The 25,086-nt window shown below is 64.8% G+C and carries 12 protein-coding genes; 5 read left to right on the top strand and 7 right to left on the bottom strand.

Features of this window, described 5'->3' with window-relative positions; translation table 11 throughout:
* The first annotated feature begins 101 nt into the window (after positions 1–101).
* From H3H51_RS13465 to H3H51_RS13445, 5 genes are all read left to right on the top strand, one after another.
* Positions 102–257, top strand: a complete 156-nt coding sequence (locus tag H3H51_RS13465; RefSeq protein ID WP_183089568.1) for a hypothetical protein — start codon at positions 102–104, stop codon at positions 255–257.
* 374 nt (positions 258–631) lie between these two features.
* Positions 632–790, top strand: a complete 159-nt coding sequence (locus H3H51_RS13460) for a DUF3309 family protein (protein ID WP_183089567.1) — start codon at positions 632–634, stop codon at positions 788–790.
* A 161-nt stretch (positions 791–951) separates the two neighbouring features.
* A complete protein-coding gene (locus tag H3H51_RS13455; RefSeq protein WP_235981367.1) occupies positions 952–1,677 on the top strand; it encodes a trypsin-like serine peptidase in 726 nt (241 codons plus the stop codon).
* A gap of 218 nt (positions 1,678–1,895) precedes the next feature.
* Entirely contained in the window at positions 1,896–2,135 is a 240-nt protein-coding gene (locus tag H3H51_RS13450; RefSeq protein WP_183089566.1) for a hypothetical protein, read from the top strand.
* 169 nt (positions 2,136–2,304) lie between these two features.
* Complete coding sequence (locus H3H51_RS13445) at positions 2,305–2,499, top strand: DUF2188 domain-containing protein (RefSeq protein WP_183089565.1); 195 nt, start codon at positions 2,305–2,307, stop codon at positions 2,497–2,499.
* 154 nt (positions 2,500–2,653) lie between these two features.
* On the opposite strand, the gene H3H51_RS13440 is transcribed toward H3H51_RS13445, so the two are convergent.
* The 7 genes from H3H51_RS13440 to H3H51_RS13410 form a co-directional block, all read right to left on the bottom strand.
* Positions 2,654–3,115, bottom strand: coding sequence for a hypothetical protein (locus H3H51_RS13440; protein WP_183089564.1), 462 nt, complete (start codon positions 3,113–3,115; stop codon positions 2,654–2,656).
* 160 nt (positions 3,116–3,275) lie between these two features.
* On the bottom strand, positions 3,276–4,019 hold the full coding sequence (gene fhuF / locus H3H51_RS13435; protein ID WP_183089563.1) for a siderophore-iron reductase FhuF: 744 nt from the start codon (positions 4,017–4,019) through the stop codon (positions 3,276–3,278).
* 10 nt (positions 4,020–4,029) lie between these two features.
* Positions 4,030–5,337 carry a lysine N(6)-hydroxylase/L-ornithine N(5)-oxygenase family protein gene (locus H3H51_RS13430; protein ID WP_183089562.1) on the bottom strand — a complete coding sequence of 436 codons (1,308 nt, stop codon included), beginning with the start codon at positions 5,335–5,337 and terminating at the stop codon, positions 4,030–4,032.
* 143 nt (positions 5,338–5,480) lie between these two features.
* Positions 5,481–6,479 (bottom strand): GNAT family N-acetyltransferase, encoded by a 999-nt coding sequence (locus H3H51_RS13425; protein ID WP_183089561.1) that lies wholly within the window; start codon positions 6,477–6,479, stop codon positions 5,481–5,483.
* On the bottom strand, positions 6,469–8,643 hold the full coding sequence (locus tag H3H51_RS13420) for a TonB-dependent siderophore receptor (RefSeq protein WP_183089560.1): 2,175 nt from the start codon (positions 8,641–8,643) through the stop codon (positions 6,469–6,471). The genes H3H51_RS13425 and H3H51_RS13420 overlap by 11 nt, the downstream gene beginning before the upstream one ends.
* Positions 8,644–8,754: 111 nt before the next feature.
* Positions 8,755–14,211, bottom strand: coding sequence for an amino acid adenylation domain-containing protein (locus tag H3H51_RS13415; protein WP_220791001.1), 5,457 nt, complete (start codon positions 14,209–14,211; stop codon positions 8,755–8,757).
* Positions 14,208–25,085, bottom strand: coding sequence for a non-ribosomal peptide synthetase (locus tag H3H51_RS13410; protein ID WP_183089559.1), 10,878 nt, complete (start codon positions 25,083–25,085; stop codon positions 14,208–14,210). Before H3H51_RS13410 ends, H3H51_RS13415 begins: the two co-directional genes overlap by 4 nt.
* Position 25,086 lies beyond the last annotated feature (1 nt).

Raw genomic sequence — 25,086 nt, 5'->3', positions numbered from 1 at the left:
AATTTTTCTCCCGAACGATAGGGGCAGACTGATCCTCAGCAAATAACAACAATAAGTCTGATGATCCATTACGCGCCTAGCGCGAATGGAGGAGGGTTGCGATGAATCGCTATCTGCTCGCTCTTGCTATTCCTGCCCTGTGCGCTGGCCTGGTGGTGTTTGCCCAACAGCCGCCTACGCGACCTGCCTCGCAAGTCACCATGAATCAGCATAATTTCCCGAGTGCCTCGATCGGCGATATCTTCGCCCGGCACTAAAGCGCCCTCGATTCCCCTATGGGCCATGGAGGGTCCGCCCAATCTCCGGGTTGTTTTCAAGGCAACCGCGGCGAGATGCATTTTCCTTTCTTTTATTTCGTGATGACCGATTTCGGTCGGTTGCGCATTACGACCATTCCCATGTTCCTTAGACACTGAACCGCGCTGTGATCCGGGGCTGGCTGCTGCGTGCAGAAAATAGTCCGAACTCACCAGCGCACCGGTTGGTCGACTGTTATGCGAAGGGAACTGCACGCACTGGTGTGTGGCGAGCCGTCGTACCGCGCAGCGTTCCGCAGTGGATCGACTGCACAGATCGGGTTGCCATAGCTACTGCGCGGCGACCCTGCGATGACACTCTCGAGGAAAAAGCCATGAGCCTTGGAACCATACTGTTGATCGTCCTGATCCTGCTGCTGATTGGCGCCATTCCGGCTTGGCCGCACAGTAGAAGCTGGGGTTATGGCCCGTCGGGTGGTGTTGGCGTCATCCTGGTCATCATCATCGTCCTGCTACTGCTGGGACGAATCTGATCCAGCGCTCACGCTCGAGTGCCGGCCGCCTGGTCGGCACTTTTTCACGCTCTGCATGGCCATGAATGGGGCAGGGTAGGCGACATATCCCCGGACCAGACGCAGGTTGTGTGATAGTGGCGCCGGAAACCGCACTGACCCCTGGCTACGAGTAACTGGCAATGTCCCTGATTGAACCGCTGCTACTGTCTTCGTCGCACATTTCCACGTACGCCGGTACGCAACAGTTAACCAATGCCAGCAGCTTCTTTTTCCAGCGGGACGAGCGCCTGTTCGTGGTTACCAGCCGGCATGTCCTGTTTGACGAAGCCAATAACCATCGGCCGGACAGCGTCAGCGTGGTGGTGCATAACAACCCCGCGAACATGGCCAGCTCCATCTGCTATTCATTGCCGCTGTATTGCAACGGCCAGCCGTTGTGGCGCCAAGGCGGAGACAGCGCCGGCGATGTTGATGTCGCTGTGCTGGAGGTGGATCGCACACAGCTGCCGCCCGACGTGTTGCTCATACCGTTCACGCCCGCGCACCTGACCCAGCATTTCGATCAGATCGAAGTTGGCACACCGTTACTGGTGGTGGGCTTTCCGCTGGGTTTCCACGACACCTTGCATCACATGCCGGTCGTGCGTCAGGCGGTGATTGCTTCGTCATTCGGCCTGCGTTTCCAAGGCCTGGGATTTTTCCTGACTGACGCACGCACACACCGTGGCAGCAGCGGCGGCGCCGTGGTTACGCATCGTCCAGAGTTGGGTGAATTACCCTGGTTATTGCTCGGCGTACATTCGGCCCGACTGGATCTGGCGTGCCGCGACTTGGCACAAGACGAAGCACTGGGACTAAACAGCGCCTGGTACGCCGATATCCTGATGACGCTTACCGAGAATTAACGGCATGAGGTAGTGCTGCGGATGCGAAAGTGAATGGGGGAGGCAGTAGCCTCCCATACCTATCGTTTAACATAATATACATTATGCGAAGTGTGATAGGCTGGCGTGAGGGTGTGGGTGGGGTTTGCTGCGCCTACTCAAGCGGCCTGCCGACTCGGCAGATATTCAGGGGGCTGTCTAAACTGCCCAGAGCTACATTATTCTGGGAGGGACACTGGATGATCTGTCTCATCACGTATTCGCGCAATGGTGATGTTCGTACGCAGCAGATGAAAGCTAGCGGCTTGCCTGCCATGCCGGCCATCCACTTCACCGTGGTGGCAGCGGAAATGGGACAGGATGGCCAGAGCCTGGACTCCAGTGGGATCAGTCTGGTTGAGCACATGGCGCAACTGGGCATCACCATTCTGGACGTCGTCCCAGTTGAGACGCGCAGTCGAACCAGCGTGCCGCGCTGACCCATCACGGCCGTTCCTGAGCATGTACCGTTTCACGTTTAGAGGAACGCGTGTCTGGCCTGTTACATTTTCCGGAACCTGGCAAATAAACACCGCTCTATACAGCTAAGAATCGATCATCACGCACCTGGATCGATGAGTGTCTTCATACAGCTGACAGGGCAATATCATGGGTAGTTACTACATTTCTTCCACGGCCAAAGGCTGGGAATTGCGCAAGGAAGGGGCAAGACGACCGTCGAAAACTGCCCCAACCAAAGAAGAAATCATCGAGCTGGCGCAAGCTTTCATGGAGAGCAAGGCCGGCACGGTCAAGGTACAAACCCTGACCGGCGATGTTGAGCAGGAACTCACCTATCACTAGCGACTGACCAGCCGCTACACGCCGAAGCCCGAGCCGCAATGCTCGGGCTTTTTACTGCCCGAAAACAGCCTGATTGGTCGGCCAATTTAAGGCGGACACATGCCCCGCTCCCCTGCTCTGCTTGCTGGTGGCAAGGCTCGCCAGACGTTAACTGTCAGGCGTAGGTATCGATACCGACCTTGGCTTGCAGCCAGTCGCGGTAGGTGGTCAACGAGTCGGTTTGCTTGTCGCCGTTCGAGCCCTTGAAGCTGATGCCATCGGTAACGCCGTGGTCGATCAGCTTCTGCACCTGGGTCAGCAGCTTCTGCGCGTCTTCCTTCTCCAGCTCACCCACATCCGGCAGCGGAATGGTCGCGGTGGTGCCGTTGCTTGCGGCACCACTCAGCCCTGTCAGTCCGCTCAGGCTGGTTGTCTGGCTGGTGCCCTTGGCCATCACGGTGAACAGGCCGCCGTTCTGCCGGGCCTGCATCATCAACGCCATGCGTTTGATTTCGGCGACCGGGTCAGCCGGTTTCTCGCTGCCTTGCTGGCTCGTGGTGTTGCCGGCCGCAGTGGCCGTCTTGCTGGTGGCGGTGTAACTGGCGAGCGCGATCGGGGTGCTCGATATGCTGGTCATGGCGCGTTCCGCAAATGGGCCGGTATCGTCGCTGCATAGAGCAGGTATCGGGCCAACTCGCGCGAAGCCGCTATTTCAGGGTTTTCAGGCAGGGTTCTGGTGGGTTGAGTGGCGCTGGTTTGCCGCTCCAGGCAGGTTATTGCCGCTCATCTGCTGGCGTTCAGGCCGCGACGATCTCGGTTGGCGGCGCATCCAGATGCGGGCAGTTCTCGCACATGGCCATGCCCAGCTCGTTGCGGATGCAGCACAGGCGTCGTTGCCGCCATGGCTCGCTGTGCTCACCCAGGGCGACATAGCGCACCGGCTCGAACAGATGATTGCGCGTGCCGTCGGGGCGCTTCGCGGCTTCCAGAATCTGCCGGCCTGGAGCCAGCATGGGGGCAGGAAACGGCAGCCCAGCGAGGGTGCTCATGAACCACTCGAAGTAGTTCCCGGCATTGCTCCACAGCACCCGACTGGCGATCTTGCGATAGTCGATCAGGGCCTGGATGAAGGGCGTGAGGTTGTCGTCCAGCAAGCCAGCAAAGCGTTCGAAACCGTCCGCCGGAGGCTGGCTCCAACGCTCGCCAGCGTGGGGCAGCTTGAATGCCTCGGGCAGGCCGTCGGCACCGACCACCACCTGTATTTCGTCGAATGCCAGTGGCAGGCGCCAGTTGAGGATCAGGCTGGCGGCCAGCACCGGCGGAATCAGGCGCAGGAAGTAGTATTTCGACCACAACGACAGCAGTGCCCGCCTGTCTCCGTCGGCATGTTCCGGGGCGAAACGCAGCAACTGTTCCTCCAGGCGCTGCGGCTGCACGAACTCCCGCGCCGGCAGTGCCGGGCGCGGGTCATCGGCCAGGGTCAGCACGTCGCGGTAATGCGCGAAGGGCCCCTGGAACAGCGTGGCGATAGGCGCAATCATGCCGCCGCCCTCAAGCGCACGCGCTGGCCAGGTCCTGGTTGCGCCGCCGGCGACCGTCGAGCAGCGAGTCGACCACTTCCTGGGAGCGAACCGCCAGCACCGACAGCAGCGTGTCGCTCAAGCCATGGCTGGCCTCGCAGCAGCCTTGCAGGAAGATCCCCGCGCTGAAATCCGCCTGGCATTGCAGGCGGTAGTCACGCGCCACACTGCCCTGCCCCATGTAGCCTTGCAGCCCTTCGAGCAGGCGCTTGTAGCCATCGCGGCGGTAACCGGTGGCCAGCACCACGGCGTCGAACAGCTGTTCCTCATGACCGTGCGGGCCACTCAGGCTCAGGCGAATGCCGTCTGCCTGCGCGGTCACCTGTTCGACCCGGCGCTGGGTCAGCAATTGGTGCGGTGCATGCCCGCTGACCTTTTGCAGGTACAGGCGCTGGTAGATGCTTTCAATCAGGTCGAGATTGACCACCGAGTAGTTGGTCTGGGCATTGGCGGCGATCAGCGCCTGACGTGCTTCGGGGTGCTGCTCGTAGACCACGTCGGTGTAGGACGGGTCGAAGATCTCGTTGACGAAGGGGCTGTCATCCGCCGGGCGCAAGGCCTGGCTGCGCATCACCAGCGATACCTCGGCGTGCGGGTAACGGCCACAGAGGTCGCTGAAGATCTCGGCGGCGCTCTGCCCCGAGCCGATCACGGCCAGGCGCTGGGTTTGCTTGCCCTCCACGGCCTTGCCGATACGCGCCAGGTAGCCCGAGGAGTGGATTACCCGCGCATCACCACGCAAGGCACGGAAGGCTTCCGGCACCAGGGCTTCGCCACCGATGCTGACCACCAGGTTGCGTGTCACCCGGGCACGGGTACGGCCGTCGGCGAAGCGCGAAATCACTTTGACTCGCGAGACCTCACCAGCGTCCAGCACCGGCTCGACGGCGATCACTTCCTCGCCGTAGTGCACCCGGTCGGCGAAGTGGCTGGCAGCCCAGCCCAGGTAGTCGTTGTACTCCAGGCGCGAGGGCGTGAAGGTGCCGACGTTAATGAAGGACTCCAGGCGGCCCTTCTGGTGCAGGTAATTGACGAAGGTGAAGCGGCTGGCCGGATTGCGCAGGGTGGCCAGGTCCTTGAGGAAGGAAATCTGCATGCGACTGTCTTCCAGGAGCATGCCACCGTGCCATTCAAAGGCCGGTTTCTTTTCCAGGAAGCAGTAGCGCAGGCCACCGTGCTCACGCGCGCGGCGATCTTCATCCAGGGCCACGGCAATGGCCAGGTTGGCCGGGCCGAAGCCCAGGCCGATTACATCGTATTCAAGCGTTTCTATGCTCATGTCAGGCACCGATCCCGCGAATGGCTCGTGTGAAGGTCGGCTGCGTCCTTTGCCGGACGACATCCGCCTTGCCCAACCTCATCAGCTAACGGCCACGTTAAGCGCGGCTCATTTTGTGTAGTCATGCCAAGCGGCAGTGCTTTCTAGGCCAGGTTGCAGCGCTCGAAGAACACCTCGCGGGACTGGATCATCAGTGCCGCGCGCTTGTGTGGAAAATTGAATTCCTTGTCCTGGTGGTAACCCTGCGCCTGCATGTGGCCGATCATCCGGGCGTTGTCGGCCCGCGGTTCGGCGACCACCCGCTGGGTGCGTGGCTCATCGAGGAACAGGTAATGGGTCAGTGCGTTCAGCCAGCTGGCTACCTTGTGCGGGCCGCGATGGCTTTCCTCGCCGACCAGCATATGGATGCCGCGGTCGTAATCGTCCGCGGCGTAGAACGGCGCGATGCGGTCTTCCTTGGCCCAATAGGCCTCGTAGTAGGCGAACGGCTGGTCATCGAAGCAGCCGATCAGGGGCAGCACGCGCGGGTCGTCGAGCAACTCCTGCAGGTAGCGACGGTGCTTGTCCAGATCGCCCTCCTCCTGCCAGAACGCGGCCACACGGGCACTGTTCTGCCAGCGATTGAAGCGCTCAAGGTCGAGTTCGATATCCAGCGTACGCAGGGATATCCAGGCGCCCAGATTGGCATCGAAGCGCCGATAGACTTCACCGACTGGCTTGGGCCCGCGGCGTGGGTGACGACGGCCGCTGGCGTGCATGACCATCTGCTGCGGATAACCCGCATGGCTGGCGTTACGCAGGAACGGCCCCGGCAGTTGCCAGAACAGCGCGCGCTCGATGCGCAGCTCACCGCTCTCGGCAATCAGCAGGCCGCTGTCGAGCAGCGCCGGATCGACCTGTTCCAGGCTCAGCGCCAGGCTCTGTCGTTGTGGCTCGCTGGCGAACATCCAGTAGGCCAGCAGCCACAGCGCTTCGGCTTGCTCGGCCAGGCTCAGCTCCAGCGGTTGCAGGCGCTGCTCGATCCAGCGGGCCCGCAGCAGCGGGCGTTCGTCCAGACGCAGGGCGAGACCGTCTGCGTCGATGTGGGCTGCAAGCCGCCGCCCATCGGGCAGCGGCAGGTGGCTCAGGCGATCAGAAGTCATAGCTGACACTGGCGATGATGTTGCGGCGGTTGCCGTACCAGCAGTAGTAGTCACACGCGGCTACGTACTCCTTGTCGGTGACGTTGTTGGCGTTGAGTTGCAGGCGCACGTCCTGCAGCTGGTAGCTGACCATCGCATCGAGCAAGGTGTAGGACGGCACTTCCAGGGTTTCGGTGTTGTCGCCGTAGCTGGAGCTGGTGTGACGTACGCCGGCGCCAAAGGCCAGGCCATTGAGGGCGCCGCCCTGGATCTTGTAGTTGGCCCAGACCGAGGCCAGCTCGTCGGCGACGTTGGCCGGGACGTTGTCCTCCTCGGCCTGGTTGGTGCTTTCGGTGGTTTCCGGGGCGAGCTTGGTGTAGCTGGCAATGACGCTCAGGCTCTCGGTGAGGTTGGCCTGGGCCTCCAGCTCGATACCGCGGCTGCGTACTTCACCCAGCTGGGTCGGCACCGAACCGCTCGGTGTGGCGAGGTTTTTCTTCACGTTCTGCTGGGTCAGTTCGAACACGGCGGCGGTGAACATGGCGTCGATGCCGACCGGCTGATACTTCAGGCCGATTTCCTTCTGGTCACCCTCTTCCGGCTTGAACGGCTTGCCTGTCACGGCGTTCAGGTCGGTGACCGGCAGGAAGAACTCCGAGTAGCTGGCATAGGCGGTCACGCCGTTATCGAAGATGTAGGCCGCGCCGCCACTCCAGGTGAAGTCGTCGTCGCGTACGTTCTGTTTGACACCAGTGGTCTGGTTGTCGAAGTCAGTGCGCGAATTGTCGAAGCGGCCGCCGAGCAGGAAGACCCAGTGATTGTCGAGCTTGAGCTGCTCCTGCACGTAGTAGCCCATCTGGTCGGCGCGGGTGTCTTTGTCTTCCACGGCGAAATTATTGCCGATGGGCAGACCATAGACCGGGTTGTAGATATCCAGCGTCGGGATCACGCCCAGGTTCGGGTAGCCGTTCGGGCTGCGGTCGTTGATCTTCAACTGCTGGTAGTCGGCGCCCAGCAGCAGGGTATTTTCCCAGCCGTCGCCGATCCAGTTGCCGAGCAGGCGGTTGTCCACCGACAGGTTGTCCGCCTTGCCGTCGTTATAGGTCAGGCCACGGCCGATCACGCTGTCGGTGATGTTGAAGTAATAGAACAGCTGGCGCAGTTCCAGATCCATGTGGCCGTAGCGCAGGTTCTGCTGGAAGTCCCAGTTGTCGTTGATGCGGTGGTTGAGCTCGTAGCCCAGGGTGTACTGGTCGCGTTCGAAGGTCTCGTAGCTCGGGTCGCCCACGGCGGTATCGGTATCGATGTCGCCGTTGGGGTTGTGGCTGATGGTGCCGCTCGGTGGCAGGAACTGCAGCTGCGGATCGGAGCGATCCTTCTGCATGCTGGCCAGCAGGGTCAGCGAGGTGTCTTCGTTGAAATCGAGGGTCATCGACGGTGCCAACAGGATACGCGCCGCATCGACATCATCGACCTGGGTGCCGGTATCGCGGCTCAGCGCGACCACGCGGTAGAGCACGTTGCCCTCTTCATCCAGCTTGCCGCCGACGTCGGCATTGATCTGCTTGCGGTCGAAGCTGCCGTACTGCACGCCGACTTCGTTCTTCGCATCCAGCGTCGGGCGCTTGCTCTGCAGGTTGATCAGGCCGCCGGGTGGCGTCTGGCCGTAGAGCACGGACGCTGCGCCCTTGAGCACTTCGATGCGTTCGAGCATGTAAGGGTCGATCTGCCAGCTGTAGAAGGCACTGGAATAGATGCGCGAGCCGTCCATGAACAGGCCGTTGTTGGCCTGTTTGAAGCCACGGATGATGAACCAGTCCTGCTTGTTGTCCTCACCGTAGAAACCGGCCTGCACGCCAGCCGAGTATTGCAGCGCCTGGCTGATGGTCTGCACGTTGCGGTCATCCATCTGCGCCTGAGTGACGACCGACACCGAGCGCGGTGTGTCGCTCAATGGTGTGTTGATCTTGGTCGCGCTGCGGCTGTTCTTGGCCACGTAGCCCTGGTCTTCGCCAACCGGGCTATCGAGTTCGCCACTGATGTTGGTCGCGTCGAGTTCCAGGGCCTTGGCCTGCTCTGCAGCCTGTGCGGCAAAGCTCATGGCTGCCAGCGCGCAGGCCATGGCCAGCGGTAGGCGGGCACGGCTGAATGGCACGCGGGCCCGGTTCTTCGACTGCTGTTCCATCAGATACTCCCCAGTACGTTTCAATTCAGAAGAATTCGCATTTGTATGTGCTGCCTCTACTAGACGTATCGGTTTTGAAAAAATTTACCTTTCATTGACATTTCTATGTCATCAGCCCAACAACGTGAGCAGTTCGCCGAGTACCTGCGGATGACGCACGATGCCCTGGTGATCGGTATCCACCAGGCGATGTGCCGCCGCCCTGCCCTGCACCTCTTCGAGCCCCTGCTCCAGCAACTTCGCCCGGCCATTTGGCTGTGCCGCCCACCAGCAGTGCAGGCGCACCCTGACTTTCGGCAGTGCGTAACCGGCGCACAGGCGGCGCATGTGCTGCTCCACTGCCCAGGCAAACAGCAGTTCTTCCAGGCTCTGGCGGGTCATGGCGTCCAGCGGCTGGCCGGCGAACCAAGCGCTGCAGGCTTGCGGCCAGTCCAATGGCTCCAGCTGCAGCAGGCGCTCGAACAGGCTGTCCCAGGCCTTGGCCGGCAATTCCGGAGCGAGCAGTTGCAGGTGTTCGCCGAGCTTGGCGCGGGCCTGCGGATGACGGGCGTCGTCGCCGGCGACCTCGGTGCCCGGCACGTAGCAGTCGAGCAGGCCGAGGAAGGCTACCTCGTGGCCACGGGCTTCCAGGCGTGCGGCCAGCTCCAGGGCCAGGCTGCCGCCCAGCGACCAGCCGACCAAACGGTATGGGCCTTGTGGCTGCTGTTTGAGCAGCGCAGCCAGGTAGGCATCGGCCATCTCGCCCAGCGAGGCATCGCGCCAGGCCGGATCGAGGAAGCTGCGGCACTGCAGACCTAAAACATCACACACACCGTCCAGGCGCGCGGCCAGCGGCTGGTAGCCGGTGACCCGGCCCGTAACAGGGTGCGGACAGAATACCGGCGCGGCCGGCGCATCCTGGCGGGTCAGGCGCAGCAAGGGCGATGGGTCCTGCACAGCCTGGCCGCGGGCCAGTTCCAGCAGGCCGAGCAGTTCCTGGCGATAGGTTGCAGCCAGGCGTTCGATGGTCGCCGCGCTGTACTGCGTGGCCGCGTATTCCCAGGACAACTGCAGTTGACCTTCGAACACCTGGCCATTGACGCCCAGGCGACTGGCCAGCGGATTCTCCGCCGCCACCGCCGCACCACCGCCACTGGCCGGACGGAACCAGTCCGCCGCCGCGCCGGCCTGGTACTGGCCGAGGTAGTTGAAGGTGACGTCGGCAACCGGCAACGCGGCCAGCGCCGCTTGCGCCTCGACCGAGCCCAGCCAGCGCAACACGCCATAGCCTTGGCCGCCATGTTCGATCTGCTCCAGCTGTTGCTGCACGCGCTGCAGCTGTTGCTGCGGATCGTCCAGCTGCGGCAACTGCAACGGATACAAGCTGGTGAACCAGCCGACCGTGCGCGACAGGTCCAGCTCGCCGGCCAGCGCTTCGCGGCCGTGGCTTTCGAGGTTGACCCGCAGGCCCGGTTGGCCGCTCCAGCGGCACAGGGTGCGGGTCAGCGCACTGAGCAGCAGCGCGTCGATGCGCACGCCAAGCTGCGCCGGTGCTTGCAACAGACGCTTGGTCTCGCTGGCATCCAAAGCCCGGCGCACTTCGCGCTTGTCGCCGTGGGTGGCGGTGATGCCATCCAGTTCCCGGGGTAACGGCATGACCGGGCCGCTCAGGCGGCTGCACCAGGCATCCAGCTCGCGCTGGGCGGACTCGCTGTTGCTCCAGTTTTGCAGCGCCTCGCTCCAGGCCTTGTAGGACTGGCTCTTGCTCTGCAGGCGCGGCGCCTGTCCGGCTTCCAACTGGCGATAGGCGGCGAGAATATCTTCCAGCAGGATGCGCCAGGACACGCCGTCTACCACCAGGTGGTGCACTGCCAACAGCAGCCGCTCGGGTTGGCCCGCCTGTTTGAGGTAGAGCGCGCGCAGCAGCGGGCCATTGGCCAGGTCGAGGCTTTGCTGGGCCTGCTGGTAAAGCTGCTCGGCCTCGGCATCGCTAACGGCCTCGCGCCGCCATAGCAGTGGCTGATCGGTGTTCATTTCGGCGTAGTGCTGTTTCCAGACACCCTGCTCTTGGCTGAAACGCAGACGCAGGCCGTCGTGATGGGCCACCAGGGCTTGCAGTGCTTGCTCCAGCAACTGCGGATCGAGCGGGCGCAGCAGCCCCAGGTTCAACGCCTGGTTCCAGTGCGTGGGATTTGCCTGGTCCATGGCGAAGAAATGCGCCTGGATTGGTGTCAGTGGCAGCTCGCCGGTTACCGGCTCCTGCACTTCTTCGACCCCGGCCAGGCGCGCGACCTTGGCCAGCTCGGCCAGGCGCGGGAACTGGAACAACTCACGCGGCGCCAGTTGCAGTCCCTGTTGGCGAATTCGGCTGACCACCTGCAGGGCGACGATGGAATCGCCACCCAGCTCGAAGAAGTGATCCTGGCGCCCTACTCGCTCCACACCAAGGACTTCGGCCCAGATAGCGGCGAGGATGCGTTCGTTGTCCGTTTGCAGGGCTTCGTAGGACTGGCTTTGCCAGGTCGGCTCGGGCAGCGCAGCGCGATCCAGTTTGCCCGCTGGAGTCAGCGGCAGTTTTTCCAGGGCGATGATCTGTGCCGGGACCATATAGTCCGGCAGCGCTATGGCCAGCTCCGCTCTTAGCTCCCTCTCCCTCTGGGAGAGGGCTGGGGTGAGGGAGGCATCGTGCAGATCGGAGCTTCCCTCACCCCCGGCCCCTCTCCCGGAGGGAGAGGGGTGTTTTAGTACCACGTAGCCTACGAGCTGCTTGCCGGTCGACGTCTCGCGGGCAATCACTGCCGTTTCCTGCACGCCTTCCAAGGCCAGCAACTGGCTCTCGATTTCTCCCAGCTCGATACGGAAACCACGGATCTTCACCTGATGGTCGACCCGGCCCAGGTAGTCCAGGGTGCCGTCCTCGCGCCAGCGCACCAGGTCGCCGGTGCGATACATGCGCTCCCCTGCTTGGCCGAACGGATCGGGCAGGAAGCGTTCGGCGGTCAGCTCCGGTCGCTGGAAGTAGCCACGAGCCAGACCGACTTCGCCACCGATATACAACTCGCCAGCCACGCCGATGGGCAGCAGGTTCAGTTCGGCGTCCAGCACATACAGGCTGCGCGGACCGACGGGATTGCCGATCGGCGCGTAGGCCGCCTCGAAGCTGTCGCCGGGGAAGGCCTCCCAGATCAGCGGCGTAACCACCGTCTCGGTCGGGCCATAGCCGTTAATGATGCGCTGGGGCTGCAGGATTTTTTGCAGGCGCTCGTAGGTCTCGCGGGTGAAGGCTTCGCCGCCCAAGGTCCAGGAGCGTACCGGCAGTTTCAGCTTCTGCGACTCGACCCAATCCAGCAGTTGCTGGGCATAGCTGGGTGGCAGGCAGGAGATGGTCACGCCTTCGGCGGCGATCATCTGGCAGGTTTTCTCGGCGCTCCACAGTTCCTGGTCGCGGATGATCAGGCGGCTGCCGAACGCCAGCGGCACCGTCCAGCGCTCCAGGGCGCCGTCGAAGCTGATGGAGGCGAAGTGCAGCTCCACATCGTCCGGGGTCATGCCGTAGCGCTGGCCGATGGTCTGCACGTGCATGGTCAGGCCGAGGTGATTGACCGCTACGCCCTTGGGCTGACCGGTGGAGCCGGAGGTGTAGATCAGATAGGCCAGATTGAGCGGGTGGAGCTTCACCGAAGGCGCAGCAGAATCAAAACCAGAAAGATCCAGCTGGTCCAGATACAGCGGCTCGACGCCCTCGCCCAGCGGCAGGCGCTCGGCAAGGTCGCTTGAGGTGATCAGCCACTTAAGGCTCGAATCCTCGACCATGTACGACAGGCGTTCGCGCGGGTAGTCCGGATCGAGGGGCACGAAGGCGCCGCCGGATTTCAGTACCGCCAGCATCGCCACGATCATGGCGTTGCCGCGCTCCAGCGAGACGCCGACACGGGACTCCGGCTGCACACCGTGAGCAACCAGCAGATTGGCCAGGCGATTGGATCGGGCTTCCAGCTCGGCGAAGGCAATCCGCTCACTGCCGTGTACCAGAGCGATGGCATCCGGGCGCAGACGAGCCTGCTCGGCAATCAGCTCGGGCAACAGGCGCGCGGCATCGAAGGTCTGCCGCGGCGTGTTCCAGTCGGCCAGTTGCGCCTGATCCTGGCCATCCAGCACCTCCAGGCGCACCAGAGGCTGATCCGGTGCGGCACTGACCCGTACTAGCAGACCCAGCAAATGCGCCGCCATCTTCTGCATCTGGCTATCGTCCAGGCGCTCGCGGGCCCAGGTCAGGGTCAGGCGCAATTGGCCGCTGCTGTCTTCATGGCTATCCAGCGCCAGGTCGAACAGCGCGTGCGGCACGCCCTGTGCCAGTGGCTGCAGGCTCAGGCCCGGCAGCTGCAAGGCGCCGAGGTCGCGCTTTTGGTGGTTAAACAACACCTGGAACAGCGGCGTCTGACCCAGGCTGCGCTCGGGCGCCAGGGCCTCCACCAACTGGTCGAATGGCAGGTCCTGCTGGTCCTGGGCATCCAGGGCGTGGCGCCGAACCTCGGCCAGCAACTGGCGGAAGCTCATGTCCGCACTGATCTCGGCGCGCAGCACCTGGGTGTTGACGAAGAAGCCCACCAGCGGCGCGGTCTCGGCGCGCTGGCGGTTGGCCACCGGCACGCCGACACGGATATCGCGCTGGTTGCTGTAGCGCGCCAACAGCAGCTGGAAGGACGCCAGCAGCAGCATGAACAAGGTCGCGCCCTCGCTCTGGGCCAGTTGGCGCAGGCGCTCGGCCAGGGCTTGCGGCACCTCGATGGCCTGGCGTTGGGCATGCCGCTGCCCGCTGGCGTCCAGCTTGTAGGGCAAGGCCAGCACCGGCTGCTCGTCGCCCAGGCGCTCGCGCCAGTAGCCCAGCTGCCGCTCGCGTTCTCCGGCGGCCAGCCAGGCGCGTTGCCACTGGGCATAGTCCGGGTATTGGATCGCCAATTCATTGAGCTGCGGTTGCTGGCCCCGGCGCAGCGCCGCATAGGCGCGGCCCAGTTCCTCGGCGAACACGCCGATCGACCAGCCATCGGAGACGATATGGTGGCAGACGATCTGCAGGCGCCACCGCTGCTCGGCCAGACGCAGCAGCTGCACGCGCAGCAGCGGCCCCTCGAACAGGTCGAAGGCGCGTGCCGCGTGGGCATCGGCCAGGGCCTGCACTGCCTCCGGGCGGCCTTGCAGGTCCTGTTCGTCGAGAGCCAGCGGCCCCGGTGCATCGATGTGCTGGCACAGCTGGCCATCGTGCTCGTAGAAACGCGTGCGCAGCGCCTCGTGACGCTCGACGATCAACTCCAGCGCCTTTAGCAGTGCGCTGCGGTCCAGTTCGCCTTCCAGGCCAAAGGCTCCGACCATGTGGTAGGCGCTGCTATCCGGCTCCATCTGCGCCACCAGCCACAGGCGCTGCTGGGCATGCGAGGCTGGCAAATGCTCGCTGCGAGGCGCCGGCACCAACGGCAGGCGGTCGAAGCGGATGCCTTTGCCCGCCAGCAGTTCGAGAAAGCGCTTTTGCTCGGTCGTGCCAAGGGCGAGGAAACGGCGCGCCAGGGCGGCCTTGTCGATGGGCGCGGTCACAGGGCCTCCAGTTCATCGAGCAGCGCAGCCATGTCGCGCAGGTCTTGGTCTTCTTCCTCGGCGGCGGCCGGAGCCAGGCCGTCGAGGGATGCGGCCAGGGCGGCCAGGTCTTGCGCCTCGAAGAAGGCGCGCAGCGGCAACTCCAGGCCCAGTCGTTGACGTAGCAGCGCCACTGCCTGGGTGGCCAGCAGCGAGTGGCCGCCGAGCTCGAAGAAGTTGTCGTCGAGGCCGACCTGGGCCACTTCCAGCACTTCCTGCCAGATGTTTGCCAGGGCAGTCTCCAGCTCGGACTGCGGGGCGCGGTAGCTGCGCGCCTGCCACATCGGCTCGGGCAGCGCGCGGCGCTCCAGCTTGCCGTTGGGCGACAGCGGCATGCGGTCGAGGCGCATGAGGATCGACGGAACCATGTGTTCGGGCAGTTCGGCCTTCAGCGCGGTCTTGATACCGGCCAGCCAGGCGGCCTCGTCGGCCGGCAGTGGATCGGCCACCAGATAGCCGACCAACTGTTTGCCGATCTGACTGTCGCGGGCCACCACCACCGCCTCGGCCACGCCCGGCTGGGCGCCGAGCTGGGCCTCGATCTCGCCCAGTTCGACACGGAAGCCACGGATCTTCACCTGATGGTCGATGCGCCCCAGGTAGTCGATGGCGCCGTCGGCACGCCAGCGCACCAGGTCGCCGGTGCGGTAAATGCGCGCGCCGGCCGGCCCGAACGGATCGGGCAGGAAGCGCTCGGCGGTCAACTCGGGCCGACGGTGGTAGCCGCGCGCCAGGCCGATGCCGGCGATATACAGCTCGCCAGGCACGCCATGCGGCACCGGATTGAGCTGGGCGTCGAGGATATGCAGGCGCAGGTTGGCGATCGGCCGGCCAATCGGTACGGCATGCCGACCCTCCTCCACGCAGGTCCAGTGGCTGACGTCGATGGCTGCCTCGGTCGGGCCGTACAGGTTGTACAGGCCGGCACCCGGCAGGCGCTGGAAGGTACGCACCTGCAGCTCGGCCGGCAGCGCCTCGCCACTGCAGACGATACGCGACAGGCTGGCGCATTGCTCCACGTCCGGGTGCAGGAGGAAGGCTTGCAGCATGGACGGCACGAAGTGCAGCGTGGTGACGCGGTGGCGCTGGATCAGCTCCACCAGCTTCTGCGGGTCGCGGTGATCGCCCGGTGCCGCCACGGCCAGGCAGGCGCCAGTGATCAGCGGCCAGAAGAACTCCCACACCGACACGTCGAAACTGAACGGAGTCTTCTGCAGCACCACGTCGCCGGCGCCGAGCTGATAGGCCTCCTGCATCCACAGGATGCGGTTGGCCAGGGCCAGGTGGCTGTTGCCGGCGCCCTTGGGCTTGCCGGTGGAGCCGGAGGTGTAGATGACGTAAGCCAGGTCGTCGGCCTGAAGGGTGACGCTCGGCGCGACTGCGCTTTCGCCGCCGCAATCCTCGCGATCCAGGCTCAGCACCTGCAGGCCCTGCGGCAGCGGCAGACGCTCGACCAGCAGGCTGTGCGACAGCAGCAGCTCGACGCCGGAATCCTCCAGCAGGTAGGCCAGGCGCTCCAGCGGGTATTCCGGATCGAGTGGCACATAGGCACCGCCGGCGCGGACGATGGCGTGCAGGCCGATCACCAGCTCCAGCGAGCGCTCCAGGCTGATGCCGACCAGGCTGCCACGCTGCACGCCGAGGCTGCGCAGACGGTTGGCCAGCTGGTTGATGCGTTGGTCGAGCTCGGCGTAGCTGAGTACCTGTTCACCAAACACCAGAGCCGCTGCCTGAGGCGTGCGCGCCGCCTGCTCGGCGATGCGCTCACTCAGATTGACCAGCGGGCCGTAGTCCTTGGCGGTGTCGTTCCAGGCGGCGAGCTGGGTCTGTTCGTCTTCCTCCAGCAACGGCAGCAGGCCGATGGACTGCGTCGGATCGGCGCAGATGCCTTCCAGCAGGCGCACGAAGTGCCGCGCCAGACGCGCGATAGTGCGCGCCTCGAACAGCTCGGCGGCGTAGCTGACGAAGCCGCTGAGGCTGCCATCGACGGCCTCCTCGGTATCCAGCGCCAGGTCGAACTGCGCGCCGGCGGCGCCCGGGTCGTGGGGCTGCACGCGCAGGCCCGGCAGGCTGCCGAGGGCGCTGAAGTCCACTTGCTGGTGGTTGAACGCCACCTGGAACAGTGGGTGATGGCTAAGGCTGCGGCTTGGTTGCAGCGCCTCCACCAGTTGGTCGAACGGCAGTTCCTGGTTGGCCAGGGCATCGCGGCTAGCTTGGACCAGCTCGCCGAGCAGCTGGCGGAACGGCTTGAGCCCACTCGGCTCACCGCGCAACACCAGGGTATTGATGAAGCAGCCGAGCACGCCGTCCATTTCCGCCAGGCTGCGGCCGGCCACCGGTACGCCGACGCGGATGTCCTCCTGCCCGCTGTAGCGGTGCAGCAGGCTCTGCCAGGCGCTCAACAGCAGGTTGAACAGCGTGCTGCCCTCGCGCTGGGCCAAGGCGCGCAGTTGCGCGGTGAGCGCATCGCTCAGCTCGAAGCGCCAACGCATGCCCTGGCGTGCGCCGTGGGCCGGGCGCGGGTGGTCGGTGGGCAGTTCCAGCAGCGGCTGATGTTCGCCCAGGCGCGCTGTCCAGTAGTCCAACTGGCGGGTGGCTTCGTTGGACTGCAGCCAGTCGCGCTGCCACTGGGCATAGTCGGCGTACTGCAGCGGCAGCGCAGTAAACTGTGGCACCCGACCTTCGGCAAAGGCCGCGTAGGCGCTGGCGAACTCGCCGATAAAGCGCTGCATCGACCAGCCGTCCGAGACGATATGGTGCTGGATCAGCAGCAGGCGGTATTCCTGATCGGCCAGGCGCAGCACAGCAACGCGCAGCAGCGGCTCGCTGGCCAGGTTGAACGGACGCTTGAGCAGCTTCTGCGCATAGTCGCGGGCTTCGGCCTCGCGCTCATTGGCGGGCAGCTCGCGCAGGTCGAGCCAATCGATATGCTGGCCCTGGGCCGGCAGGATGCGCTGGCGCGCCTCGCCGTTGACCTCGACGAAACGGGTGCGCAGCGCCTCGTGGCGCGCCTCCAGCTGGTCGAATGCGGCCTGCAGCGCGTGACGATCCAGACGCCCCTGCAGGTCGAGGCCGGCCGGCATATGGTAGGCGCCGTTGCTCGGGTCGAGACGGTTGAGGAACCACAGGCGCTGCTGGGCATGCGACAGCAACAGGTCGCCACCACGTGGTAGTACGCGCAGCTTCGGCGCGTCGGCACTTTCGCGCTGCAGGGCACTGGCGCAATCGGCCAGGCGGCTCTGCTCGAACAGCGCCTTGAGCGGCAGCTGCAAACCTCGCTGGCGAATACGGCTGACCACCTTGAGCGCGACGATGGAGTCGCCACCCAGCTCGAAGAAATGGTCCTGGCGGCCTACTCGCTCCACACCGAGCACTTCGGCCCAGATCGCGGCGAGGGTGTGCTCGTTATCGGTTTGCGGGGCTTCGTAGGACCGGCTTTGCCAGGTCGGCTCCGGCAGCGCGGCACGGTCCAGTTTGCCGGCCGGGGTTAGCGGTAGCTTGGCCAGGGCGATGATTTGCGCCGGCACCATATAGTCCGGCAGCACCTTAGCCAGCTCGGCTCTTAACTCCCTCTCCCTCTGGGAGAGGGCTGGGGTGAGGGAAGCATCGTGCAGCTCGGAGGTACCCTCACCCCCGGCCCCTCTCCCGGAGGGAGAGGGGTGTGAGTGGGTCTTGGCCACGATGTACGCCACCAACTGCTTGCCAGTCGGCGTTTCGCGGGCAATTACTGCCGTTTCCTGCACGCCTTCCAGGGCCAAGAGCTGGCTCTCGATCTCGCCCAGTTCAATACGGAAACCACGGATCTTCACTTGATGGTCGACGCGACCCAGGTAGTCCAGGGTGCCCTCTTCACGCCAGCGCACCAGGTCACCGGTGCGATACATGCGCTCGCCGGCGGCACCGAACGGATCGGGCAGGAAGCGTTCGGCGGTCAGCTCGGGGCGCTGGAAGTAGCCGCGGGCCAGGCCGACTTCACCACCGATATACAGCTCGCCAGCCACGCCGATGGGCAGCAGGTTCAACTCGGCATCGAGCACGTACAGGCTGCGTGGGCCAACTGGATTGCCGATGGGCGCATAGGCGGCTTCGAAGCTGTCGCCGGGGAAGGCCTCCCAGATCAGCGGGGTCACCACCGTCTCGGTCGGGCCATAGCCGTTGATGATCCGTTGTGGCTGCAGCACTTTTTGCAGGCGCTCGTAGGTCTCGCGGGTAAAGGCTTCACCGCCCAGGGTCCAGGAACGTACTGGCAGCTTGAGGTTTTGCGACTCGACCCAATCCAGCAGCTGCTGGGCATAGCTGGGCGGCAGGCAGGAGATGGTCACGCCTTCCTCGGCGATCACCTGGCAGGTTTTCTCCGCGCTCCACAGTTCCTGATCGCGGATCACCAGGCGGCTGCCGAAGGCCAACGGCACCGTCCAGCGCTCCAGGGCGCCGTCGAAGCTGATCGAGGCGAAGTGCAGTTCCACGTCATCCGGGGTCATGCCGTAGCGCTGACCGATGGTCTGCACATGCATGGTCAGGCCGAGGTGATTGACCGCTACACCCTTGGGCTGGCCGGTGGAGCCGGAGGTGTAGATCAGGTAGGCCAGATTGAGCGGATGCAGCTGAACGGTTGGCGCCGCAGCGTCGAAAGCGGACAGATCCAGCTGATCCAGATACAGCGGCTCGACGCCCTCGCCCAGCGGCAAGCGCTCGGCTAGGTCGCTTGAGGTGATCAACCACTTCAGCCCCGAGTCCTCGACCATGTAGCTGAGGCGCTCGCGCGGGTAATCCGGGTCGAGAGGGACGAAGGCGCCACCGGACTTCAGTACCGCCAGCATGGCCACGATCATCGAGTTGCCGCGCTCCAGCGATACGCCGACACGGGACTCGGCACGCACGCCCTGCTCCACCAGCAACTGGGCCAGGCGATTGGCGCGGGCCTCCAGCTCGGCGAAGGTAATCCGCTTGCCGCCATGCACCAGGGAAATGGCATCTGGGCGCAGACGGGCCTGCTTGGCGATCAATTCAGGCAACAGACTTGCGGCATCGAAGGCCTGGCGTGGTTTGTTCCACTCGCCCAGCAGGAACTGCTCGGCCTCGCCAACCAGTGCCAGGCTACCCAACGGCTGGGCCGGATCGCTGCACACTAGCTGCAGGGCCTGGCGCAGCAGCGCCTCGACCTGGGCGATGCCGTTGGCATCGAAGTGCGCGCGGTCGTAGGCCAGCAGTAGCTCCAGGCGGCTGCCCGGCAGCACGGCCAGGGTCATCGGGTAATGGGTGAACTCATGGCTCTGCGGAAGCCCTAAGCGCAGTTCACCGCGCTCGGCCTGCTTGAGCGCATCGCCCAGTGGGTAGTTCTCGAACACCAGCAGGCTGTCGAACAGTGCCTCACCGGCACTGCCGACCCAGCGCTGGATATCGTGCAGCGGACTGTGCTCGTGCTCACGCAGCTGCAGATTCTGCAGCTGCAGTGCGGCCAGCCAGTCGCCCAGGGTCTGCTCGGCCGGCAGCTGCACAGCGACGGGAAGACTGTTGATAAACAGGCCGAGCATCTGCTCGCTGCCGGCCAGCTCGGTCGGGCGCCCGGCCACGGTGGCGCCGAAGCACAGGCTGCGCTTGCCGGTCAGCCGCCCCAGCAGCAAGGCCCAGGCCGCCTGAACCAGGGTGTTGAGGGTCAGGCCCTGGCGTTGGGCGAAGCCGCGAATCTGTTGCTCGGCGGCGGCGTCCAGCGGCAGCGGATGACGGGCATGGCCCTGCTCCGGCGCGCGGCACGGCAGGCAGCCGGCGATGCGGGTAGCGCCGTCCAAAGCAGCCAGTTGCTCGCGCCAGAAGGCCTGTTCGGCCTGCGCATCCTGGCCGTCGAGCCAGCTGATGTAATCGCGGAACTGGCTGCTCGGCGCCGGCAGGCGGTCACCGTGATACAGGGCCAGCACTTCGGCGAACAGCAGGCCGTTACTCCAACCGTCCAGCAGCAGATGGTGCAGGGTCCAGGCCAGCACGAAATCGCCGGTGCCGCGCTGGATCAGTGCCAGGCGCAGCAGCGGTGCCTGTTGCAGATCGAAGCCACGCTCGCGCTCGGCGCTGCAGAACGACTCCAGCGCCGTGTCGAAGTCGGCCTGCCCGCGCCAGTCGAGGTTCTGCCAGTCCAGCGCCACCTCGGCCTGCACCAGTTGCAGCGGGCGTTCGCCGAGCAGGAAGCGGCTGCGCAGCACGCTATGACGGGCCAGCACCTGGCGCCAGGCACTTTCCAGGCGCGCCGGGTCGAGGCCGGTGAATGGCAGCAGCAGCTGGCTGACATAGCTGCCAGCGCCTTCCAGCTGGCTGTGGAACAGCAGGCCCTGCTGCAAGGGCGACAGCGGGTGAATGTCTTCCACGCCGACCAGCGTATCCAGTTCGGTTTGGCTGAGGCCGGCCAGCGGCACATCGCTGGGGGTCAGGTTGCGCGGGGCTTTCTGGCAATGCGCATGGATCGCGTGCAGCTCATCCTGCAGGCGGCGTAGCAGGCCTTGCAGAGTCGTGCGGGCCAGCTGCAGCGGGTTGAAGTCCAGATGCAGGTGCAGGGCACCGCCACGCTGTTCAGCGTTGATCACCAGCGGTGCATCCAGTGGTGCATCTGCCTCGCTCCACAGGCCACCTTCGATCAGGCGCAGGGCGCTGTCGCCCTCGTCGAACTGGCCCAGGTAGTTGAACAGCAGTTGCGGGGCACGCTCGGCCAGTTGACCGCGCTGGGCCAGGAGGCCGAAGCCGAGGCCCAGATCGGGCACAGCGCGCAGTTGCTCCTTGATCGCCTTGAGGCTGGCGCCTACTTCATCTTCGGGTTGCAGGCGCATGGGATAGAGGCTGGTGAACCAGCCAACACTGCGCGACAGGTCGATATCGTCGAACAGCGGCGCACGGCCGTGGCTTTCCAAATGCACGGCCAGGGCTGGTTGTTCGCTCCAGGCACAGAGCACACGGCTCAGGGCGGTGAGCAGCAGTTCGTCGGCGCGCAGGCGGTAGGCCTGCTGGCCGGCGTGCAGCAGCTCGCGGGTGAAGCCGGCATCCAGGCTCAGCTCCAGGCGCTGGCGGCTGCCTTCGCGGCCGGTTTCGCTGCTCAGCAGCGGCAGAGCGTCGCCGTCGGCCTGCTGGGCCTGCCAGAACGGAAGTTGTGCATCCACGTTCCACTCGGTCAGGCGTTCGCCCCAGGTTTTGAAGGAGCTGGTCTTGGCCGGCAGTTGTACAGGCAGGCCGCTGGCCAGTTGCAGGCAGGCACGCTGCAAGTCTTCCAGCAGCACGCGCCAGGACACGCCATCGACCACCAGGTGATGGATGCTCAGCAGCAGGCGGTCGGCCTGGCCCGGCTGGGTCAGATAGAGGCCGCGCAGCAGCGGGCCGCTGGCCAAATCGAGACTGCGTTGCAGAGAGTCGTAGTGAGCCTGGGCGGCTTCGCCGGCGGCCAGTTCGGCCACCTGCAGCAGAGCGGCGTCTTCGCTGGCGGCATGGGTCTGTTGCCACTGGCCAGCGACCTGGCGGTAACGCAGACGCAGGACATCGTGGTGCTGGGTCAGTGCTTGCAGCGCCTGCTCCAGTTGGGCAGGCGGCAACGGTTCTGCCAGTTCCAGCAGCAGGAACTGGTTGCACGGGGCCAGGCCTTCGCGCTGCAGCAGGCGGGCCTGGATCGGCAGCAGCGGCGCGGCGCCGGTTACCGGTCCCTGGTCTGCCAGCGGCGCGGCGACGGTGCGGGCTACGCCGGCCAACTGCATCAGGGTCTGTTGCTGGAACAGGTCCTTGGGTGTCAGGCCCAGGCCCTGCTGGCGAGCACGGCTGACTACCTGCAGGGCGACGATGGAATCGCCACCCAGTTCGAAGAAGTGATCCTGGCGCCCTACCCGCTCCACGCCCAGCACCTCGGCCCAAATCGCGGCGAGGGTGCGCTCGTTGTCAGTTTGCGGCGCCTCGTAGGATTGGCTCTGCCAGGTCGGCTCGGGCAGTGCGGCACGGTCCAGTTTGCCCGCTGGAGTCAGCGGCAGCTTTTCCAGGGCGATGATCTGCGCGGGGACCATATAGTCCGGCAGGGTTTTCGCCAGTTCGGCACGCAGCGCATTGGCGTCGCTGTTGTCGCGAGCCACCACATAACCCACCAACTGCTTGCCGGTCGGCGTTTCACGGGCGATTACCACCGCTTCCTGCACGCCATCCAGGGCCAGCAACTGGCTCTCGATCTCGCCCAGTTCGATACGGAAACCGCGGATCTTCACCTGATGGTCGACGCGGCCTAGATAATCCAGGGTGCCGTCCTCGCGCCAGCGCACCAGGTCGCCAGTGCGGTACATGCGCTCGCCTGCTGCTCCAAAGGGATCGGGCAGGAAGCGTTCGGCGGTCAGTTCGGGGCGTTGGAAGTAACCACGGGCCAGACCGATTTCGCCACCGATATACAGTTCGCCCGCCACGCCGATGGGCAGCAGGTTCAGCTCGGCATCCAGCACATACAGGCTGCGCGGGCCGACCGGGTTGCCAATCGGTGCATAGGCCGCTTCGAAACTGTCGCCGGGGAAGGCTTCCCAGATCAGCGGGGTCACCACCGTCTCGGTCGGACCATAGCCGTTGATGATGCGCTGCGGTTGCAGCACTTTCTGCAAACGCTCATAGGTCTCGCGGGTGAAGGCTTCGCCACCCAGGGTCCAGGAGCGCACTGGAAGCTTCAGCCCTTGCGACTCGACCCAATCCAGCAACTGCTGGGCATAGCTGGGCGGCAGGCAGGAAATGGTCACGCCTTCGGCGGCAATCACTTGGCAGGTCTTCTCGGCGCTCCACAGTTCCTGGTCACGAATCACCAGGCGGCTGCCGAAAGCCAGCGGTACGGTCCAGCGCTCCAGGGCACCGTCGAAGCTGATGGAGGCGAAGTGCAGTTCCACGTCATCCTGGGTCATGCCGTAGCGCTGGCCGATGGTCTGCACATGCATGCTCAGGCCGAGATGGTTGACCGCCACGCCCTTGGGCTGGCCGGTAGAGCCGGAGGTGTAGATCAGGTAGGCCAGGTTCAGCGGGTGCAGCTGCACCTCAGGCGTATCCGCTGAGAAGGTGTTCAGGTCCAGCTGATCCAGATACAGCGGCTCGACGCCCTCGCCCGGCGGTAGGCGCTCGGCCAGATCGGAAGAAGTGATCAGCCACTTCAGCCCCGAATCCTCGACCATGTAGCTCAGGCGCTCACGCGGGTAATCCGGGTCCAGCGGCACGAAGGCTCCACCAGACTTCAACACCGCCAGCATGGCCACGATCATCGCGTTGCCGCGCTCCAGCGAGACGCCGACACGCGACTCCGGCTGCACACCGTGGGAAGCCAGCAGATTGGCTAGGCGATTGGCGCAGGACTCCAGCTCCGCAAAGGACAGACGCTCACTGCCATGCACCAGAGCGATGGCATCTGGGCGCAGGCGTGCCTGTTCGGCGATCAGCTCGGGCAGCAGGCGCGAGGCGTCGAAGTCCTGACGTGGTTGGTTCCACTCACTTAACTGAGTTAGCTCTGCTGCAGTCACCAGCGCCACTTCACCCAGCGCTGCTTGCGGTGTGCTGGCAAAGCCATCCAGCACTTCGAGAAAACCAGCGATCAGCCGTTCGATGCTGTTTTCGGCAAACAGGTCGGCGGCATAGGCGAAGTTGATCAGTAGCTCATCGCCACGGTCGCGCACGGCGTCCAGGGCCAGGTCGAAGGGAATCTGGCTGGACGGCAGCTCTGCCAGCTGGGTTTCGATACCGGGCAACCAGTTGGCTGCCAGCGGGTGCTGGCGACGGTAGTTGAAGGCCACCTGAAACAGCGGTTGCTGACCCAGGCTACGGCTCGGCGCCAGTTCCTCGACCAGGCGCTCGAAGGGCATTTCCTGGTTGGCCTGGGCCTGCTTGAGTCCCGCCTTGGCTTGCGCCAGCCAGTGACTGACCGACAGCTCAGGACGCGGCTCGGCCTTGAGCACCACGGTGTTGACGAAGAAGCCCACCAAACGCTCGTAGCCCTTGCTGCGTCCGGTCACCGGCACGCCGATACGCACTTCGTTCTGGCCAGACAACCGTGCCAGCTGCAATTGCAGGGCGGCCAGCAGCACGGTGAACAGGGTGGCGCCGCTGGCCTTGGCCAGATTACTCAGGCGCGCGACCAGTTCCGGCGCCACCTTGAGCGAGCGATAGGCGGCACGGCGCGCCGCCTGGGCGCCATGCGGGAAGTCCGGGGTAATGCTCAGCGGCGGTTGCTCGCCACCCAGGCGCTCGCGCCAGAACGCCATCTGCTGGATACCGGCTTCACTGCCCAGCCACTCGCGTTGGCCGACGGCGTATTCGCTGTATTGCACTGGCTGCGGAGTCATCAAGGGTTGGCGGTTCTGCAGACGGGCGCGGTAGAACTCGGCCATCTCCTCCACCAGCACGCGCACCGACCAGGCGTCGGAGATGATGTGGTGCATGCCCACGGCGAAGGCGTGACTGTTCTCGCCCAGGCGATACAGGGCGCAGCGCACCAGCGGGCCACGTGTGAGGTCGTAGTGGGCTTCGATGAAGTCGCGGGCCAGGGATTCGACCTGATCGGCTCGGCCTTCGAGGTCGATCACTTCAAGCGGCATCGGGCCGACGGGCAGCACCGCCTGCTGGGCCAGGCCGTCATGCTCGCGGAATACGGTGCGCAGCGCGGCGTGGCGCGCGTAGACCTGGTCCAGGCCGTGGCGCAGGCAGTCCATGTCCAAGTCACCGTCGAAACGCAACAGCCCGCCAATGTTGTAGGCCGTGCTGCCGCTCTCCAGGCGACTGAAGAACCACAGCCGTTGCTGGGCAAAGGACAGCGGTGCCCATTCCAGGGCGGCAACGGGCTGGCACTCGGTTTGCGCGTTCATC

This window comes from Aquipseudomonas ullengensis (assembly GCF_014174475.1).
GTDB classification, from domain to species: domain Bacteria; phylum Pseudomonadota; class Gammaproteobacteria; order Pseudomonadales; family Pseudomonadaceae; genus Aquipseudomonas; species Aquipseudomonas ullengensis.
The sequence above is the reverse complement of the archived record's forward strand: the minus strand, read 5'-3'. Positions and strand labels throughout refer to the sequence as shown.